This is a genomic window from Flavobacterium sp. Root901, assembly GCF_001429765.1.
In the GTDB taxonomy this organism is placed as follows: Bacteria; Bacteroidota; Bacteroidia; order Flavobacteriales; family Flavobacteriaceae; genus Flavobacterium.
The window spans coordinates 118,801-138,871 of sequence record NZ_LMJB01000001.1 but is presented as its reverse complement, the minus strand read 5'-3'; the positions used below and the strand labels follow the sequence as shown (position 1 = coordinate 138,871).

The 20,071-nt window shown below is 36.0% G+C and carries 14 protein-coding genes; 11 read left to right on the top strand and 3 right to left on the bottom strand.

The features are described 5' to 3' along the window. The first annotated feature begins 22 nt into the window (after positions 1-22). The 9 genes from ASE21_RS00440 (at position 23) to ASE21_RS00400 (ending at position 14,760) form a co-directional block, all read left to right on the top strand. Positions 23-1,147, top strand: coding sequence for a SusE domain-containing protein (locus ASE21_RS00440; RefSeq protein ID WP_082603415.1), 1,125 nt, complete (start codon positions 23-25; stop codon positions 1,145-1,147). Between the two features lie 62 nt (positions 1,148-1,209). Continuing rightward, the gene (locus tag ASE21_RS00435; protein WP_057120594.1) at positions 1,210-2,394 is read left to right on the top strand and encodes a glycoside hydrolase family 76 protein; all 1,185 of its coding nucleotides are present in this window, start codon (positions 1,210-1,212) and stop codon (positions 2,392-2,394) included. A 101-nt stretch (positions 2,395-2,495) separates the two neighbouring features. Further along, entirely contained in the window at positions 2,496-4,307 is a 1,812-nt protein-coding gene (locus ASE21_RS00430; protein ID WP_057120593.1) for a glycoside hydrolase family 2 protein, read from the top strand. A gap of 3 nt (positions 4,308-4,310) precedes the next feature. Continuing rightward, a complete protein-coding gene (locus tag ASE21_RS00425; RefSeq protein ID WP_262487392.1) occupies positions 4,311-6,614 on the top strand; it encodes a GH92 family glycosyl hydrolase in 2,304 nt (767 codons plus the stop codon). 35 nt (positions 6,615-6,649) lie between these two features. Next, on the top strand, positions 6,650-8,080 hold the full coding sequence (locus tag ASE21_RS00420; RefSeq protein WP_057120592.1) for a glycoside hydrolase family 125 protein: 1,431 nt from the start codon (positions 6,650-6,652) through the stop codon (positions 8,078-8,080). A 30-nt stretch (positions 8,081-8,110) separates the two neighbouring features. After that, positions 8,111-10,294, top strand: a complete 2,184-nt coding sequence (locus ASE21_RS00415) for a GH92 family glycosyl hydrolase (RefSeq protein ID WP_057120591.1) — start codon at positions 8,111-8,113, stop codon at positions 10,292-10,294. 11 nt (positions 10,295-10,305) lie between these two features. After that, a complete protein-coding gene (locus tag ASE21_RS00410) occupies positions 10,306-11,232 on the top strand; it encodes an ROK family protein (protein ID WP_057120590.1) in 927 nt (308 codons plus the stop codon). Positions 11,233-11,374: 142 nt separating this feature from the next. Next, complete coding sequence (locus ASE21_RS00405) at positions 11,375-13,324, top strand: glycoside hydrolase family 97 protein (protein WP_057120589.1); 1,950 nt, start codon at positions 11,375-11,377, stop codon at positions 13,322-13,324. A gap of 107 nt (positions 13,325-13,431) precedes the next feature. Further along, positions 13,432-14,760, top strand: a complete 1,329-nt coding sequence (locus tag ASE21_RS00400) for a sugar porter family MFS transporter (protein WP_057120588.1) — start codon at positions 13,432-13,434, stop codon at positions 14,758-14,760. A gap of 74 nt (positions 14,761-14,834) precedes the next feature. On the opposite strand, the gene ASE21_RS00395 is transcribed toward ASE21_RS00400, so the two are convergent. Next, positions 14,835-15,017: a hypothetical protein gene (locus ASE21_RS00395; RefSeq protein ID WP_057120587.1), complete on the bottom strand. Its 183-nt coding sequence runs from the start codon at positions 15,015-15,017 to the stop codon at positions 14,835-14,837. A gap of 237 nt (positions 15,018-15,254) precedes the next feature. Between ASE21_RS00395 and ASE21_RS00390 the strand changes: the two genes are divergently transcribed. Further along, positions 15,255-15,716 carry a response regulator gene (locus tag ASE21_RS00390; protein WP_057120586.1) on the top strand — a complete coding sequence of 154 codons (462 nt, stop codon included), beginning with the start codon at positions 15,255-15,257 and terminating at the stop codon, positions 15,714-15,716. A 154-nt stretch (positions 15,717-15,870) separates the two neighbouring features. Then, positions 15,871-16,290: a response regulator gene (locus ASE21_RS00385; protein ID WP_057120585.1), complete on the top strand. Its 420-nt coding sequence runs from the start codon at positions 15,871-15,873 to the stop codon at positions 16,288-16,290. Positions 16,291-16,316: 26 nt separating this feature from the next. On the opposite strand, the gene ASE21_RS00380 is transcribed toward ASE21_RS00385, so the two are convergent. Together ASE21_RS00380 and ASE21_RS00375 are read right to left on the bottom strand one after the other, a co-directional pair. Beyond that, positions 16,317-16,739, bottom strand: a complete 423-nt coding sequence (locus ASE21_RS00380) for a response regulator (RefSeq protein WP_057120584.1) — start codon at positions 16,737-16,739, stop codon at positions 16,317-16,319. A gap of 2 nt (positions 16,740-16,741) precedes the next feature. Beyond that, positions 16,742-20,059: a CheR family methyltransferase gene (locus ASE21_RS00375; protein WP_057120583.1), complete on the bottom strand. Its 3,318-nt coding sequence runs from the start codon at positions 20,057-20,059 to the stop codon at positions 16,742-16,744. Positions 20,060-20,071: the final 12 nt, after the last annotated feature.

The following is a 20,071-nucleotide window of genomic DNA, read 5'->3' as shown; positions in this document are numbered from 1 at the left end:
TAACTAACCTAAAAAATAAAACATGAAAAATATATATTCAAAATTAGTATTAATACTTTGTACAGTATTTTTGGTAAGCTGTAACAATGACGACAGCATGAGTCATACCAATGTAAGTGCGGTAAATGCCCTTTATTCGCCTGCTAATAATAAATTTTTTGATCTTGGCGCACAGAGTTCTGCCGTGTTTGAGTGGGAAGGAGCTAAGGCTGAAGATAATGGAGTTGTACTTTATGATGTGGTTTTTGATAAGGAAAATGGAGATTTCTCAAAACCAATTTACGTAAAACCGTCTGATGGAAACGGATTTCAAAAAACATTAAATATTTCTTTTACAGAATTAAACAAAATTGCCGAATTAGCCGGAATTCAATCTGAAACTATCGGAAAGATAAAATGGACTGTTTACTCATCAAAAGGAATAAATGTTCAAAAGTCAGCTGTTTCAGGAATTATAGAAGTACAAAGACCAGGCGGATTCCCAACTCCGGATCAGTTATTTATTACCGGAACTGGATCTGAAAACGGAGAAACAGCTGCAAATGCCCAGGCTTTCAAAAAAGTTGGTGCTACATCATTCGAAATTTACACTAAACTAAGTGCGGGAACTTATAAATTCATTACCAGAAAAAACGGAACTCCGGAAGTTTTCTACATTAACGGAGGTAAATTAAAACAAGACGGTGCAGCAACTTATGCAGGAGACAGCAAAGTTTATAAAATCAAAGTTGATTTTAGTGATGGTTCTACAACGATGACAGAAATTAAAAAGATAGAATTATGGTTTCCTCCATTAGGACAATATCTGTTTGAATACACTTATTCAGGAGGCGGTATCTGGAAAGCCAACAATAAAGCGATAAGTTTTAAACAGGAATCATGGGGTAGAGACGAGCGTTATAAATTTAAATTTACAGTAGTAAATGGCACAACGACAACTGAAGAATGGTATGGAAGTGTCAATGCAGATAACTCAAGACCAGACGGTAATGTTGCAGCATCATACTGGTACATGGTTCCTGTAAGTAATGATTACTGGGCTAACAGTTTCAAGTTTGCTTCTGCAGTAGACAATAAAAATGTAAATGCAGAAATTAATTTTAGTGCCGCTGCAACAGCTTACACTCACAGTTTTACAGTTTTATAAATAACCCAATGACGTCTATTAAGGATTGTCTTTAAGAGACGTTTTTGTTAAATAAATATCTTATGAAAAAAATATTTTCACTACAATATAATATTCTGTTATTATGCGTAATAGGATTAGGGTTGTTAACTGTTTCGTGCGACGATGATCCAATTCCGCTTCGTGATCCTAATTCAGGAACAGGAACAGAATTTAAATACACCTGGTCTCAGACCGCAGATTCGCTCCAGCTTTCAACCTACAACAATTACCTGGGTGCAAACGGTACTTTTGTACAGAACAATGCAGGAAACAGTACATTTAATTACTGGCCAAATGCTCACGTTCTGGATGTTTTAATAGATGGTTTTCTTCGAACAGGAAATGATAGTTATAAAGCCAAAATGAAAGCTTTGGTTCAGGGAATTAAAGTAAAAAACGGAAACACCTACAACAATGTTTTTAATGACGATATGCTTTGGCTGGCAAATGCCTGCGTTCGTGCTTACAACGCTACAAACGATCAGGAATATAAAGATGTAGCCGATTTTTTATGGGAAAGAATTAAACTAAGCTGGAGTGATAATGTTTTTGGAGGAGGTATTACCTGGAAACAGGACACACCAAAACAAAAAAATGCAGTATCAAACGCACCTGCTGTTATTCTTGCCATGAGACTTTATGAAATAGACAATGATCCGGATGATTTGGTATGGGCTAAGAAAATTTATGCATGGCAGAAAAACAATCTGGTTGATCCTGTTTCAGGAGCAGTCTGGGACAATATTGCAGAAGTAAACGGAGTAATTACAACCAATAAAGACTGGGTTTTTACTTATAACATGGGAACCTGGATTGGTGCAGGATTAAGATTATACAAAGCTACAAATGAGCAGACATATCTTGATGATGCGTTAAAAACAGGAAGAACCGTTTTAACAAGTCCAAAAATACTTTCTGAAGGTCTTCTTAAAGATGAAGGTCAGGGAGACGGAGGTTTGTTTAAAGGTATTCTGGTACGTTATTTTACCGAGCTTACCGAGCAGCCAACAATCAACTCTACAGATGCGGAGAAATTTGCGGCATTTTTAAAATTTAATGCACAGACATTTTATAAAAATGGAATATTAAGACCTTCAATGCTTTCCGGCAACAACTGGAAAACAGCTCCATCGGCTGGTGCAAGTGTAGACCTTACTACCCAGTTAAGCGGCGTTATGCTGATAGAAGCAGCAGCTAAACTTGACAAAGACGGATTTTTTGATTAATTAAAGTTAGTTTGTTTAGTAATTTTTGTAATACCTGAAGGAGAGGTCAGTCTCCTTCGGGTTTTATAAAATCTAATGCGCTTTTAAAATTTCCAAAAACTATGATGAAAAATAAAATTACAATTATATTTTTTCTTTTTGCCAGCCTGTCATTATTTGCGCAATGGAAGCCGCAGGGAGACAAAATAAAAACAAAATGGGCAGAACAGGTTGATCCAAATCATCCGCTTCCGGAATATCCGAGGCCTATAATGGAAAGAGAACAATGGAAAAATCTGAACGGTTTATGGAACTACGCCATACAACCCGCAGGGCAGACAGCGCCAAAAGGATATGAGGGAAAAATACTTGTTCCTTTTGCTGTTGAATCAAGTCTTTCGGGCGTAATGAAAACAGTAGGTTCTGAAAACGAACTTTGGTATGAAACTAATTTTACAATTGACACGAACTGGAAGAACAAAGAAATTTTATTGCATTTTGGCGCAGTAGACTGGAAAACAGAAGTATGGATCAATAATGTAAAAATTGGAACACATACCGGAGGATACGTACCTTTTAGTTTTAATATTACTCCTTTCTTAAATGGGAAATCGCAAAAACTGGTAGTAAAAGTTTGGGATCCAACAAGTGACGGAACCCAGCCAAGAGGAAAACAAGTTAAAAATCCGGAAAGTATCTGGTACACACCTGTAACAGGGATCTGGCAGACAGTATGGTTAGAGCCTGTCAGCAAAAAACACATTACGAATCTCAGAACAACCTCAGACATTGATCATAATACTATTAATATTGCTGCAGAAACAGAAGGAAGTACTGCCGGCGATGTGGTTGAAATTACAGTTTTGGATGGTGCAAAAATAATTGCTTCAGAAAAAGCTGCAGCTGGTCAGGCTTTAGATATTGTATTGAATAATCCAAAATTGTGGTCGCCTGATTCTCCATTTTTATATGATGTAAAAGTGAAATTGATCAGCGGCAATAAAGTCACAGATGAAGTAAAAAGTTATTTTGCAATGCGTAAAATATCTTCAAAAAGAGACAGCAATGGTATTGTCAGGATACAGCTTAATAACAAAAACTGTTTTCAGTTTGGCCCATTAGACCAGGGCTGGTGGCCTGACGGATTGTATACTGCCCCAACAGATAAGGCATTACAATATGATCTTATAAGAACCAAGGAATTAGGTTTTAATATGATTAGAAAGCACGTAAAAGTAGAACCGGCAAGATGGTATACACATTGCGATAAAATGGGTATCTTAGTCTGGCAGGATATGCCAAATGGAGACGATGGTCCAATATGGCAGATGCACAAGTATTTTGAAGGAACAGAGTTAAAAAGAACCGCACACTCTGAGGAAACATACAAAAAAGAGTGGAGAGAAATTATGGATCATCTTTATTCTTATCCAAGTATTGTAGTCTGGGTTCCGTTTAATGAAGCGTGGGGACAATTTAAAACAGTCGAAATAACAGAATGGACAAAAAATCACGATCCTGGCAGATTAGTAAATTCATCAAGCGGCGGAAATCATTTTCAAACAGGCGATATCTTGGATATTCACCATTATCCGGGGCCTGAGCTTAAATTGTATGATGCCAGAAGAATTACTGTTTTGGGAGAATATGGCGGAATTGGCATGCCGGTAACAGGCCATTTGTGGCAGGCCGATAAAAATTGGGGATATACACAATTTAAAAACAATGACGAAACCACTGCAAAATACAAAGAATATGCCGATCAATTAATTAAATTGGCTAAAACAGGTTTTTCTGCCGCTGTATATACGCAGACAACTGATGTAGAAGGAGAAGTAAATGGTTTTATGACATACGATCGAAAAGTAGATAAAATGAATTTTTCAGAAGTCAATAAAATAAATAAAGAAGTAATTAATGCTATTAATAATTAAATTTTGAGAACAACAAAAAAGAATATAATTTTTAGAGTGTTGGTGTTGTTTACTTTTACTTCTGCTAATTCGCAAAATTTGCAGATAATAACGCCTCAGGATCCTATCGACTGGGTAAATCCTTTAATAGGAACAGATTCTGACTACGGAATTTCAAACGGAAATACTTATCCGGCTATTGCTATGCCATGGGGAATGAATTTTTGGACACCTCAAACCGGAAACATGGGCGATGGATGGGCGTATACCTATAAATCAAATAGAATTAAAGGTTTTAAACAAACACATCAGCCTTCGCCATGGATGAACGATTACGGTCAGTTTTCTATCATGCCGGTAACCGGTGAATTAAAATTTAAGGAAGAAGAAAGACAAAGCTGGTTTTCACATAAATCAGAAACTGTTACGCCATACTATTACAGTGTTTTTCTGGCAGATCATAATGTGACGACAGAAATAACGCCAACAGAAAGAGCGGCCAGATTTAGATTTACGTTTCCTCAAACAGACAAAGCTTACATTGTTGTTGATGCTTTTAATAAAGGCTCTTACGTAAAAATAATTCCCTCAGAAAGAAAAATTATTGGTTTTACAACAAAAAACAGCGGTGGAGTGCCTCTTAATTTCAAAAACTATTTCGTTATTATTTTCGATAAAGATTTTGATGTACATTCAACATTCAACGGAGATATTTTAGGCAATGCACTGGAAATGCAGGCAGATCATGCCGGAGCTGTTATTGGTTTTAAAACTAAATCCGGAGAAAAAGTAAATGCACAGATTGCTTCTTCTTTTATAAGCTACGAACAAGCCGAAAGAAATTTAAAAGAAATTGGAAATGACAATTTTGATGAATTGAAAGAAAAAGGTAAAGCAATCTGGAACAAAGAGTTAAGCAGAATAAAAGTAGAAGGCGGAACGCCGGACCAAATGGGAACTTTTTATTCTTGTTTATACCGTTCTCTTCTTTTTCCGAGAAAGTTTTATGAGTTTGATAAAAATAAAAAAGTAGTACACTACAGTCCGTATAACGGAAAAGTACTTCCGGGATATATGTTTGTTGATACTGGTTTTTGGGATACTTTTAGAGCATTATACCCTTTTCTGAATTTGATGTATCCGGAACTGAATACACAAATGCAGGAAGGACTTTCAAACGCTTTTAACGAAAGCGGATGGCTGCCGGAATGGTCAAGCCCGGGATTACGCGATATTATGGTTGGAAATAATTCTGCCTCAATCGTATCTGAAGCTTATCTCAAAAGCGGAAAAGTAAAGCAATACGACATCGAAAATTTATACAAAGCCTTAATTCATGGCGCAAATAATGAAGGTCCGTTAAAAGCCGTCGGACGTGCAGCCGCTGATTCTTATAATACCCTGGGATATGTTCCTAATGATGTTATAAACGAAAGTGCTGCCCGCACATTAGAATATGCTTACGACGATTTTGCTATTTATCAATTGGCCAAAGCACTCAATAAACCACAGTCGGAAATTGATTTATATAAAAAAAGAAGTTTTAATTATAAAAATCTTTTTGATCCAAAATACAATTTAATGCATCCAAAAAATAAGGATGGAAAATTTATGGAACCTTTTGATCCTTTTCAATGGTTTAATGGATTTACAGAAGGAAACAGCTGGCATTATTCCTGGTCTGTTTTTCACGATGTTCAGGGTCTGATTGACCTGATGGGAGGGAATGAAAGATTTGTTTCTCAATTAGATAAAGTTTTTTCTTCACCTCCGGTTTTTGCAACATCCAATTTTACCGGTGGTGTAATTCATGAAATGAGAGAAATGCAGATCGCCAATATGGGACAATATGCGCACGGAAACCAGCCAATCCAGCACATGATTTATCTTTATAATTATGCAGCAGAACCATGGAAAGCACAATATTGGGCACGCGAAACCATGAACAGAATGTATCATGCAACGCCTGATGGTTACTGCGGAGACGAAGATAACGGACAGACTTCGGCCTGGTACGTTTTCTCTTCTTTAGGTTTTTATCCTGTAACTCCGGCTTCAGATCAATATGTTTTGGGAGCGCCATTATTTAAAAAAGCAACTATTCAGCTGGAGAATGGTAATACAATTGAAATTAATGCTGCAGAAAACAGCGCTCAGAACAAATATGTCAGGGAATTGAAATTTAACGGCGAAAACTATCAAAAGAACTGGCTCAGCCACTCTGAACTAATGAATGGCGCGACATTGGATTTTGATATGTCATCAACGCCAAATCTTAAAAGAGGTATCGATAAAAAAGATGCCCCTTACTCACTAACAAACGAATAAATAAAAAGGTTCTGCCTTGAATAAAAATATATACTATGGAAAGAAGAAAATTTATACAAAACACCGCTCTATTTGGCACTTTAGCACTTATTAATCCGATGGACATAATAGCCGGAACAAAGGTGATAAAAGATTTTCCAATCGTAAGAGTACCAAAAGAAAAAAGAAATTTTCAAAGCGAGTTTATAGAAAAAACAATCGCTGAATTCCAAAAAAATGTAAAAGACAAAGAATTAGGATGGTTATTCAATAACTGTTTTCCAAATACATTAGATACAACTGTAACATATTCACAAAAAAATGGAAGACCTGATACTTACGTAATTACGGGAGATATTGATGCAATGTGGCTTCGTGACAGTTCTGCACAGGTTTGGCCTTATATGGCTTTCGCCGGAAAAGATTTAAAACTGAAAAATCTGATTGCAGGTGTTATCAACAGACAAACAGAGTATATTTTAAAAGATCCGTATGCAAATGCTTTCTACAATGATCCAAATAAAAAAGGGGAGTGGACAACCGATCATACGGATATGAAACCGGGTGTTCATGAAAGAAAATACGAAATAGATTCACTCTGCTACCCAATTCGACTGGCCTACAATTACTGGAAAAACACAAAAGATGTTTCTCCATTTGATGAAAATTGGGTAAAAGCTATTAAAACAACATTAAAAGTTTTTAAAGACCAGCAGCAAAAAGACGGTAAAAACCCTTATACTTTCCAGAGAACAACGCAATTCGCCACAGATACAAGACCTTTAAAAGGATACGGATATCCGGTAAAACCAGTTGGTTTAGTATGTTCTGCTTTTAGGCCAAGTGACGATGCAACGGTTTTTTCATTCTTAATTCCTTCCAACTTTTTTATAGCAGCCAGTATGAAACAAGCTGCGGAAATGTTCGAAAACATCATAAAAGATACCGTTACTGCTAAAGAATTAAGGGCATTAGGAGCTGAGGTAGAGCAGGCAATTAAAGATCATGCTATTGTAAATCATCCTAAATACGGAAATATTTATGCTTTTGAAGTAGATGGTTTTGGAGGTCATTTAATGATGGACGATTCCAATGTTCCAAGTTTATTAAGTCTTCCTTATCTGGATGCCATTGATGTAAATGACCCAACTTATCAAAATACCAGAAAATTTGTGCTTTCAGAAGATAATCCGTTTTTCTTTAAAGGAAAAGTGGCAGAAGGAATTGGCGGTCCGCACGTTGGTATGGATATGATTTGGCCAATGTCTTTGGTTATGAGAGCATACACAACTTCAGATCAAAATGAAATAAAAGAATGCATCAAAATGCTGAAAGCTTCACACGGCGATACGGGTTTTATGCATGAATCCTTTCATAAAGACGATGCCAAAAACTTTACAAGATCATGGTTTGCGTGGACCAATACATTGTTTGGGGAATTATTGTGGGACACGTACCAAAAAAATCCAAAACTTCTTGAACTATAACTGATTAATAAGTTCTAATTTATTGTAAAGATGATAAAATTAAACAAGAATTTCGTTCTTGCAGCTCTATCTATGTCAATTTTTGGCGCAAATGTCAGCGCACAGGAATCTGGCGGAGGACTTTCAAAAGGGAAATATACAGCGCTTGTCAATCCATTTATTGGGACCGCACCGCTTTTAGATACTAAAATAATTGGATACACACCGCCGCCGGATATGCGTGTGTGGGCAGGTTTAGTTTTTCCGGGATCATCGGTTCCAAACGCGATGGTACAGCTGAGTCCAATGACAAAATACAGATCCGGTGCCGGATACGAATATGAAGATAAAGAAATTTTAGGATTTACACATACCAATAAAGGACATTGGAACCTGTGTCATATTCCGCTTTTACCTGTTTCAGACGGAGCTTCATTTCCATACAAATCATCTTTCAGCCACGATCAGGAAAAAGCAAGTCCGGCTTATTACGAAGTATATTTAAAAGATTATAATGTTCAGGTAAAACTAACTTCAACGTTACATTGCGGTATACACGAATATACTTTTAAAAACAACAAAGGAAGAAAAGTACTGTTTGATCTCGGAAAAGCCAACAATCATGTTGATGACTGGCAGATTAAACAAGAAGGTGACAATGCTGTAAGCGGTTTTCAAAGAACCGGAGGAGAGAAAATCTATTTTTATGCTTCTTTAAGCAGTCCGATTGATAAACTAGATACTAAAGAAATGACCAAAAGCGGTGGTTATACTTTAGTAAATATTAAAGATGAAGATACAAAACCTGTAACGGTAAAAATAGCATTATCTTTTGTTAGTGTAGAAAATGCTAAAGAAAACCTAAAAGCAGAAGCAGGTGACAAAACCTTCTCGAAAATTTTTGAAGAAGGAAGCACAACATGGGAAAATCTATTATCAAAAATTCAGGTAAAAGGCGGTACAAAACAACAAAACGTAATGTTTTACAGCATGTTGTACAGATCATTTCTCTGGCCGGCTTTAAGAAGCGATGTTAACGGAGAGTTTACAGATGAAGCGGGAAAAGTGAGAAAAGAAAACTATCGCTATTATACGCTGCCATCTTTATGGGATGATTACAGAAATAAACTGGTACTGCTAAGTATTTTTTCTCCGGAAGAAACTGGTGACATGATTAGTTCGATTATTAATGAGGGAGAAATTAAGGGTTTTATCCCGACGTTTTTTCACGGAGACCACGCAGCATCTTTTATTGCTGGTTCTTATAGCAGAGGAATTAGAAATTTTGATGTTAAAAAAGCGTATGAATTATTATTAAACAATGCTTACAAAGAAGGCGGAACAAGACCTCACATTGCTGAATACATTGCCAAAGGTTATGTGCCGGAACAAGACATTAAAAATCCGGTAATCGAGACCAAAGCAAATGCCGGGGTTACCAAAACCTTAGAATATGCTTACGATGATCACGCACTTTCATTATTGGCTAAAGAATTAAATGATACGGAACATTATAATGATTTGGCAAAACGTTCTAAAAACTACACTAACGTATTTGACAAAGAATCCACTTTTATGAGAGGAAGACTGGCAGACGGAAAATGGATTACACCTTTTAATCCTGAGTTTCCATATTACGAATACATGTATCGTGAAGCCAACGCCTGGCAGCTTTCCTTTTTTGTACCTCATGATATGAACGGACTTGTTCAGTTGTATGGCGGCGAAAAGCCATTTGAAGCAAAATTGGATGAGTTTTTTACAAAACCCTGGAATCCAAATTACATTGCCTGGAATATTTCTGGATTTATTGGTCAATACTGCCATGGAAACCAGCCTGACCATGAAGCGCCATTTTCTTATTATTTCATAAACAAACCGGAAAAATCACAACAAAGAATCGACGAAATTCTGGATACCATGTATGGAATTGGTCCTGAAAAACTTGCAATGTCCGGAATGGACGATGCAGGCGAAATGTCGTCATGGTATGTGTTAGGTGCATTAGGACTTTATCCGTTATCGCCCGCTGATCCGGAGTATATTGTAACGGTTCCGGTTTTTAGCGAAGTAAACTGGACAATGCCATCAGGTAAAAAAATAATCATAACAAATCCTGCCGGCGGAAGAAATTTAAAAGAAATTAAGGTCAACGGTAATTTGAATAAAGGATATTTTATTTCGCATGATCTTTTTAAAAATGGAGGAAAAATAGAACTTAAAACTAAAAAATAAAAAGAGTAAGAATGGCATTAACAATAGGAGTTGATGTTGGCGGCAGTCATGTGAGCAGTGCTGCAGTCGACAATGAGAGTTTTAAGATAGTTCAGGGAACTTACTTTAGCGGATTGGTTGATAATAAAGCTCCTAAGGAAATTATATTTTTAAAATGGGCAGAAGTCATTAATAAAACCATCGAAAAATGCGGTTTGAACGAAAATATTGAAATCGCGTTTTCTATGCCAGGACCGTTTGAATATGAAACAGGCCGCGCAATGTTTGAAGGAAATGATAAATTTGAGGCATTGTACAATGTTGTAATCCCAAATGAGTTTTCAAAATATATAACTTCAAAAAATGTAAAATTTCGTTTTCTAAATGATGCCTCTTCATTTGGTATAGGAAGTGTTTTAATGAACGGACTGGATAAAAAAGAGCATAAAGTTGCAGCAATAACATTAGGAACTGGTTTTGGCGCTTCTTTTTTAGATAAGACAGTACCATTAACAAGCGGCGAAAATATTCCCGACAACGGCTGTCTTTGGGATAAAACATTTAAGGAGGGAATTGCCGATGAATATTTTTCTACAAGATGGTTCATTAAAAAATATGAAGAATACAGCGGGAAAAAAATTACAGACGGAGTAAAAGAAATCGCAAATAAAAATGATGAATTTTCGAAAAAAGTTTTTGAAGAATTCGCCTTTAACCTAAGTGATTTTTTATTTCCTTTTCTAAAGACTTTTGAAGCTGATACATTGGTTCTGGGCGGAAATATTGCAAAATGTTACGCACAGTTTCTGCCTAAAGTAACTCAGATCTGGAAAGATAAAAACAGTAAAATCGAAATTATCATTTTAGAAAACACAGAAGAATCGAGTATCATTGGGGCCAGTTATGTGTTTAATGAATCTTTTTGGGAAATAATAAAGGAAACATTACCAAGTTTCTGATCAGTAAAAATTGACTGGCTAATCAAGAGTTCTCTCAATTTTTGCTGAATAAAGATCAATTAAATCATGAAAATAAATTTTGAATTCTTCATGGTTTAGAGTTTACAATTCCGATGAACCAGACAACTAAAAACAAACTAAAATGAAACAATCCATTTTTATACTTCTAATGCTTTTTTCATTAAGCACGTTTGCCCAGAAAGAAGCATTATCTTCTCCGGACGGAAATTTAAAAATTCAGATTAATTTAAAAGACAGCATCACTTATTCTGTGTTTTTAGGCAGCGAAACCATCTTTGACAACAACACTTTAAGTTTAAAACTAAAAGACCGTGTTTTAGGTAAACAGCCCAAACTGACTGGAAAAAAAGCAGAACAGATTAACATCAATGAAAAGCCTGTTGTTCCTCTAAAATTCAGCACGGTTAACAATCATTATAATGCTTTGAGATTGAACTTTAAAGGAGATTACAGCGTAGAATTCAGAGCGTATAATAATGGAATCGCATACCGTTTTATTACCAATTTAAAATCGGCAGAGAACATTATTTACGATGAAGAATTTCTTTTAAATACACCAAATAATTATACGGCACATTTACAGCAGACAAGCTCTTTTAAAACTTCATACGAAGATGCCTATTCTAAATTGAATACGCAGGATTTTAATTCAAATACAAAAATGGCGACACTGCCGGCATTGTTTAATTCTTCTCAAAATCATAAAATTTTAATTTCTGAATCTGATCTTAGCGATTATCCGGCAATGTTTTTAAAAGGATTTGCTCCAAATAAAATAAAAGGTGTTTTCGCAAAAGCGCCATTAACTTTTGGAGATGACGGGGACAGAAGTGTAAAAATTACTTCTGAGGCAGAATATATTGCTAAAACTACTGGTAAAAGAAATTTTCCATGGCGATATTTTGTCATAACGAAAGAAGACAAACAGCTGTTGGAAAACACGATGACGTATAATTTGGCACAACGCAGTAAAATACAGGATCCGTCGTGGATCAAACCGGGTCAGGTCAGCTGGGAATGGTGGAACGGCGCATCTCCTTATCACGTTGATTTTGAATCAGGTTATAATGAAGAAACGTATAAATATTTTATTGATTTTGCTTCAGCATTTGGGATTCCTTACATTGTTATGGACGAAGGCTGGGCAAAATCGACTACAGATCCTTTTACTCCAAATCCGGATATTGACCTTTTTAAATTGATTGAATACGGAAAAAAGAAAAATGTAAAAATTGTACTTTGGCTTACCTGGCTTACAGTAGAACATCATTTTGATTTGTTTAAAACTTTTAGCGACTGGGGAATTGCCGGGGTTAAAATTGATTTTATGGACCGCAGCGATCAATGGATGGTCAATTATTACGAGCGTGTGATAAAAGAAGCAGCAAAAAACAAATTGTTTGTAGATTTTCACGGTTCGTTTAAACCCGCAGGTTTAGAATATGCTTATCCAAATCTGTTGTCTTATGAAGGTGTAAGAGGACTCGAACAAATGGACGGCGCAACTGTAGACAACAGCTTATTTTTGCCTTTTATAAGAAATGCAGTCGGTCCAATGGATTTTACGCCGGGAGCAATGATCAATATGCAGCCGGAAATCTATCATAGCGATAGACCAAATTCAGCATCAAAAGGAACAAGAGCATTTCAAATGGCACTTTATATCGCTTTTGAAAGTGGTTTGCAAATGCTCGCTGATAATCCGACCAATTATTACCAAAACAAAGAATGTACGGAGTTCATTACCAAAGTGCCAACTACCTGGGATGAAACAATTGCCATTGATGCCAAAGCAGGAGAATACCTGATAATAGCCAAAAGAAAAGGCGATCAATGGTTTATTGGCGCAATAACCAATGGAAGTCAGGAAAAAAGAGAATTTAAAATAAACCTTGATTTCTTAACCAAAAACACCAGCTATGATATGAATGCTTTTCAGGACGGAATCAATGCCGGAAGACAAGCAATGGATTACAAAAGAATAGAAAGCGAAGTAAAACAAGGTCAGGTTATTTCTTTTAAAATGGTCAAAAACGGAGGCTGGGCAGCCAGGCTTACTCCTAAAAAGTAATTTAATTCCAAATTACGCAACAGGCTCTACGTCATCAGAATACTAACTGCTTAGTTTATATAAGTTGTATTTCAATTGTAAAAAAAATCAAATAAATAAGATTAAAGATGAAAGATAAAAAGATATTGTATTGGTCTGTTGTAGTGGCATTAGCCGGTTTTTTATTTGGTTTTGATACAGTTGTAATCTCAGGCGCAGATAAACAATTACAGCAAATATGGCATACCTCAGATTTGTATCACGGATTAATTGTGATGTCATCTGCATTGTGGGGAACGGTTCTTGGAGCTGTCTTTGGTGCAATTCCAACAACAAAATTAGGCAGAAAGAAAACGCTGATCTTAATTGGTATTTTATTTTTTCTTTCGGCCGTTGGAACTGCTTTCGCGAATAATTCAATCTTTTTTTCCATTTTTAGATTCTTAGGCGGTTTAGGAATTGGAGTTTCAACAATTGCCGCTCCTACTTATGTGTCTGAAATTGCTCCTGCAAAAAACAGGGGAAAACTGGTTGCGCTATACCAGTTTAATATTGTTTTTGGTATTTTGACTGCTTTTCTGTCCAATTATTTGTTACAGGATTTTGGTGAAAATTCATGGAGATGGATGCTGGGCGTACAATCGGCACCGGCTTTAGTATACACAATATTGGTTTTTGGAATTCCGGAAAGCCCGCGCTGGCTGTATGAATATAAAAAAGACAAAGAGCAGGCAGTTCAAATTCTAAAACTGATCCATACAGAAGATGAGGTAATAACTGAAATTACGGCAATGGAAAATGAAAAGCAGCAGGAAATTTCTAATGAATCTATTTTTATGAAAAAATACAGAAAACCATTAATGCTGGCATTTTTTATTGCACTCTTCAATCAATTTTCAGGAATTAATGCTTTCTTATATTATGCTCCGCGTATTTTTGAATTGGCGGGACTCGAAAAATCAGCTTCGTTTTTGAGCAGTATCGGAATAGGTTTGGTCAATTTGATTTTTACATTAGTCGGAATTTCGCTTATCGATAAATACGGAAGAAAAACCCTAATGTACATTGGTTCATTTGGTTATATTGTTTCCTTAGGACTAGTAACTTTAGCTTTTTATTTGGAATGGAAAGGAATGCTGATACCGCTTTTTTTCTTTCTGTTTATAGCTTCACATGCTATCGGACAGGGTTCTGTAATCTGGGTTTTTATTTCTGAATTATTCCCAAACAAACTTAGAGCGGCCGGGACTTCCTTCGGGACATCAGTTCACTGGGTTTTGGCGGCTTTAATCCCTTCTTTTATTCCGTTTTTATTTAAAGAAGTTGGCGCTGCAGTTGTATTTTGTTTTTTCTGTTTGATGATGGTATTTCAGTTAATTTGGGTCTTTGTTAAGATGCCTGAAACAAAAGGAAGAACTTTAGAAGAACTGTCAGAAAGTTTATCTAAAAATAATTAAAGTAACCTACAGTATACTAACATTTATTTCGGTAAGCCGGAATTGAAACATTAGTATACTGCAAAAAATACCTGTTATTTGTTATGTCCGGGAGCGTACTTTTTGGCGCTTTGGTCACCGTTGGCTTTCTTGGCTTGTCCTGGTGGTACTCTTTTTGTCTTTGTAACCGGAGTTTGTGAATGCGAATGCGAAACTACACAGTTAGTAAATGATAATAACGACATTGCCGCTAAAATTACAGTAAAAATGGATCTCATGTTTTTCTGTAAAATTACATATTAAAATATATTGCACAAGGATTCCTGCAATCTTCAAAGAAATTTAGATTAGATTTAAATACAAGTTTTCCAAAATTGTTTTGTCTCTTTTGTCTGTTTACAAAATAGAAAATCCGGCTCGTTGAAATCAAATATCGAATTTGCTAGGTTTTTGTTTAGGTATTGATTAAATTTACTTAAACAATTTTACAATCAGAATGCATTAATAAATTTAACATGCAAAGGAAAACAATTTTACTAATTGATGATGATAGCGACGATGCGGAGTTTTTTGCAGACGCACTATCTGGCTTTGTAGAAGATATAATACTGAGATGTGCAGAGGGTGGAGGCCAGGCATTGCAGCTCCTGCCAGATATGGAAACCCTTCCTGAACTTATATTACTTGATGCCGGGATGCCCAAGATGAATGGCTGGGAATGCCTCAAACTACTTAAAGAAGACAGCCGTTTTAAAGAAATTCCAGTTATTATGACAGCAACTTCATCACGCCGCCAGGGTATTGACGAGGCCCGTGTGCTGGGTGCTGAAGCTTATATTATAAAACCTTTTGACTTTAATGATTTAAAATATCTGATTCAGAGTATTTGCTCAGGTCTTGAAGGGAGGCTGGAGGAGGTATTATCAGCTCTTGAATCTGAAAAACCACAGACTATTTTTTTCTTTCCTAAAAATTAATGCCGTTTAACTTTTAAGAATTTAAGCGGTATTAGTTGTAAGAATTTATGTGTTTTTTTTTGACGCGAATTCACTAGGTTTCTGCATATATAATGAGTAACTTTACATTTTTACAATTCAATTTGAAAGTAACTTTTGATCTACGATTTTGCAGATGAATAAAAATGGTGAAATTATTGTTATTGAGGATGATCAGGATGACCGCGATTTTCTTTCTGACATATTTGAAAGCCTGGAGCTTCCAAATAAAGTGGTTTTCTTTGAAGACCCTACAAATGTGCTGTCCTATCTTAACGCAATGGATAAAATGCCATTCATGATTCTGTCTGATATTAACATGCCCAAACTCGACGGATTTGAACTCCGTAGGCTGGTTATGAAAAATGATGAACTTTCAAAAAAATGCATCCCGTATATTTTTCTAAGTACATCTGAAAACCCTGAAAACATCGATAAAGCATTTGAACTTTCAGCTAACGGATATTTTAAAAAAGAAAGTACTTTTTCAGTATATAAAAGTATGATCAGTGAAATAGTATCTTACTGGAAAAGAAGCTGCAGGCCTGCATTTTAGCCATAATGATCCCAGAGTTGCAATAATTATTTATTGGGATGCCTGCACAATTTCCAATAGTCAATTATAGTCGACACTGTACTCTTAGTCTCATTTAAATCATTTTCTTTCTTAAAAAAACCCTGAACAGTAAGTTCTGCATAGGCTTCAATAAGCTGATCCTGACGAATTGAGGTAGAATAGAAAACAAAGGGAATGCTTTTTAGTCTCAAATGAGGATCGTTGTCAATTTTTCTTTTGAGTTCTAAACCATTCATGCCAGGCAGATTTACATCGCAGAAAATAAGAAAAAGAGATTTTTTTGTATTACCCAGATACTCTAAAGCTTCGGCGGCATTTTTGAGATAGACCCTTTCATTATCAATTTCCAGTTCAGTAAATATTTTTTCCATAAAGCTTCTATCATCGTGGTCATCTTCAAATAGAATTATTGGTCCTGATTTTGACATTATTAGTTGGTTTGAGGATTGGTTAAAATTGGAAAATAAAGATTAAACTCAGAGCCTTTTTCAGGTTCTCCAATGCAGGTTATGTAACCGTAATGAAGATCCATTATCTTTTTACAGAGCGCCAGACCAATACCGGTTCCTTCATATTCTTCTTTACTGTGCAGTCTGAAAAAAGGGTCAAACAGCCTGGATTCTGCTGTTTTTGGAAACCCGATGCCATTATCTTTCACACGTATATGCATAAAAGATTTTTTATCTGCATTTGTAAATACTGCTTCAGGACTGCTGTCTGCAGATGCTGTTATTGTAATTACAGGCGGTTCACCTTCTCTGCTGTATTTTAATGAATTTGATATTAAATTGATAAAAACCTGCCGCATTAAAGGTGGAATTGTTTTTATATGCGGTATGTCTCCTACGTTGACAACAGCTTTTTTGCTCAGTATCAAATCATCTATTTCGGTACAGATATCTTCTATAAGTTCCGGTATGTCTGTTTCTATAAAATCGCCCTGACTCACACTGGTGACTTTAGAATACATAAGAAGATCGTCAATAAGCTGCTGCATTCTTCCGGCACTGACGATCATTCGGTTCAGATATGTAGATGACTCTTCTGAGAGTACATTTTTTTTATTTTTGAGTATCATGCCCGAAAAAAGGCTGATTTTTCTTAAAGGCTCCTGAAGATCATGGCTGGCTACAGATGTAAATGATGCAAGCTGCTTATTTTTGTCTTCAAGATCATGGTTGGTATATTCCAGTATTTTATTGGTACGAAGCAGATCTGTAATATCCTGAAAAGCAAGAAGTGCAAGTGGTTCACCAAGTTTGTTATTACTGATGGGCCTAACATTCATAATCATTGTCTTTTCGTGACCGCTGCTCATCACTATTTTGACCTCTGCATTATCCATCTTACTTCCGTTAGAAATTGAAAGTTCAATCTGTGGACGCAGATCGCTCAGGTTTCCTGAAGCTATAACCGTATCAAAAATAACCCTGCCTTCAATTGATTCTTCAGCAGCAGAAAAATGATTATAGAACGAAGCATTAGCACTTTTTACACGAAGTTCACTGTTAATAATCAACAGAGGTTCTCTAATATTTTCAATAATAGCTTCTGCGTAGAGACGTGAAAAAACAAGCTGTTCCTGTCTGTCTATCAGCTCTTCGTTCATAGCAAGGAGCTCTTCGTTATTGGATTGAAGCTGTTCTGCAGAAGTTTCGAGTTCTTCATTTAAAGTCTGAAGTTCTTCACTTGTGCTCAGCAATTCTTCATTGGCACTCTGTAATTCTTCATTGGCCGATTCCTGATCTTCAGTAACTTTTTTAATATCCTCTCTTAACTGCTGGATTTCTTTTTCAAGATCTTTGATTCTTTTCTCGGCTTTGCCTTTTATTCCTTCATCATCTAACTGCTCTCCAACTATTTTTACGCTTTTGCTAAAGAGAACCAGATAGTGTTTTTCTTCGGTATTATTTTCAAGCGGAATTACCTCAATATCGGCCAGGTATTTTCTTCCTTTTAATGGAATTGCCGATTTTATCGATTTCTGCTGTGTTTTGCGTGCGTCGAGAAGCGCAGAACGGACCTCAAATGCAAGTCCTTCCCGAACCATTTCTAAAATATTAAAATTAGGTTTTCCCTGCGGAGACAATAAAAACGGACCCGTATCACCATGAAAGTGGATAATTTCTTTTTTTTCATTAACAATTACTCCGGCCGGCGTGTAACTGTTATAAAGAAGTTTTTGTGCTGTTTTTTGAAAGTCAGGCTGCGAAAATTCTTTTTTAACCGCTTTAGCTTTTGAAGCAGAAATGGTCTCGGCTCTTTCTCTTGAAATTGGAATTTTGGTATGAACGCTGTTCAGACGACTGAAAATTTTAAGGTTTTTAACCAAAGGTTCAAATAATCCGGGAGTATAATTGGTCGACTCTGATTTTCCTAACAAGAGCATACCTTCCGGCAGAAGTCCGTAATGGAAAGTTTTAAAGGCTTTTTTCTGAAGATAGGAATCCAGATAGATTAAAACATTTCGGCAGGAAACAAAATCCAGTTTTGCAAAAGGAGGATCTTTTACAAAATTATGCGATGCAAAAATACAAAGATCACGGATTTCTTTATTGATATGATAAGAGCTTTCAATTTTCGTAAAATATCTTGATAAACGCTTTTCGGAAATGCGGCGGACATCCTGACGTGAATAAACTCCTGCACGTGCTTTTGAGATAGAATTTTCGGATATATCCGAAGCAAAAATCTGAACTTTTATGGAGAGCTGTTTTGAAGCGAGAAATTCATGAAGAGAAATTGCTATAGAATAAGCTTCTTGTCCGGTCGAACATCCTGCAACCCAAATCCTGATTTTGTCATTATCTTTTTTATTTTCCAGAATTCTTGGAAATACTACTTCAGGAAGTATTTTAAAAACCTGTGAATCCCTGAAAAAATCGGTAACGGGAATTAGAAAATCGTTGAAGAGCAAATCCAGTTCTGACGGACTGTTTTTAAGGAATTCCAGATAGACTTTAGAAGTACTTATTTTGGCAATAACCATCCTTCGTGCTATTCTCCTTCGAATTGTGGGCTGTCGATAATTTGAAAAATCATTTCCAAGCTTTTGACGCAAAAGATCCAGAATAGCGATGTAAATTTCATCGTCACCCTGAAGTATTTTTATGTCCTTTTCAGAACTGTACGAATAGTTAGATTCATAAACAGATTCTAAAAGCAGCAGCTGAGAAGGAATGTCTTCCGGCTTTAATATAAAATCTGCGGCCTCAAAAACGGGATCATTATGATTCGCACCGTTTTTAAGTACGCTTTCAGATATTTTAGCAAAAGCAGTTCCGCCCTGTTCTTTAATATAATTAAGACCTATAACGCCATCTGTTTTACTGTCTGAAAGTAAAATCGCGCGTGCAGATTCTCTGCATGCCAGTGCAATAGATACAAAAAAATGATCTAAAGCTGATAAAGAATCAATTCTTTTGCGTCGTTCAGATAAGGACAATGTGCCATTGCTGTGTGATAAAGTTTCATCAGATTTTAAAATATAAAGCGTGTCAGGATTTAAATAGTTCCCTGATTCGATAGTTTTAACTTTTAATCCTGTGCCGTCAGATAGTTGTTTCAACAGTTCGGCATCGGGCTGGTTCTGATTTTCTATGTAGACAATAAAAGACATACCGCATTTAACAGGCAGATTTTTCACAAGGGTTCTTACTTCCTGAAGGCTCTCTTGGGATGCTGCCACACCAACTACTGGAAGGCTGTGTTTTCGGATATCAAAAATTTTTTCGGTAAAATTGTCCATATCTCAAAGATA

Bases quoted from the DNA above. Each gene is read 5' to 3' on its own strand.
- ASE21_RS00440 (WP_082603415.1), top strand. From the start codon at position 23: ATGAAAAATATATATTCAAAATTAGTATTAATACTTTGTACAGTATTT.
- ASE21_RS00435 (WP_057120594.1), top strand. From the start codon at position 1,210: ATGAAAAAAATATTTTCACTACAATATAATATTCTGTTATTATGCGTA.
- ASE21_RS00430 (WP_057120593.1), top strand. From the start codon at position 2,496: ATGATGAAAAATAAAATTACAATTATATTTTTTCTTTTTGCCAGCCTG.
- ASE21_RS00420 (WP_057120592.1), top strand. From the start codon at position 6,650: ATGGAAAGAAGAAAATTTATACAAAACACCGCTCTATTTGGCACTTTA.
- ASE21_RS00415 (WP_057120591.1), top strand. From the start codon at position 8,111: ATGATAAAATTAAACAAGAATTTCGTTCTTGCAGCTCTATCTATGTCA.
- ASE21_RS00410 (WP_057120590.1), top strand. From the start codon at position 10,306: ATGGCATTAACAATAGGAGTTGATGTTGGCGGCAGTCATGTGAGCAGT.
- ASE21_RS00405 (WP_057120589.1), top strand. From the start codon at position 11,375: ATGAAACAATCCATTTTTATACTTCTAATGCTTTTTTCATTAAGCACG.
- ASE21_RS00400 (WP_057120588.1), top strand. From the start codon at position 13,432: ATGAAAGATAAAAAGATATTGTATTGGTCTGTTGTAGTGGCATTAGCC.
- ASE21_RS00395 (WP_057120587.1), bottom strand. From the start codon at position 15,017: ATGAGATCCATTTTTACTGTAATTTTAGCGGCAATGTCGTTATTATCA.
- ASE21_RS00390 (WP_057120586.1), top strand. From the start codon at position 15,255: ATGCAAAGGAAAACAATTTTACTAATTGATGATGATAGCGACGATGCG.
- ASE21_RS00385 (WP_057120585.1), top strand. From the start codon at position 15,871: ATGAATAAAAATGGTGAAATTATTGTTATTGAGGATGATCAGGATGAC.
- ASE21_RS00380 (WP_057120584.1), bottom strand. From the start codon at position 16,739: ATGTCAAAATCAGGACCAATAATTCTATTTGAAGATGACCACGATGAT.
- ASE21_RS00375 (WP_057120583.1), bottom strand. From the start codon at position 20,059: ATGGACAATTTTACCGAAAAAATTTTTGATATCCGAAAACACAGCCTT.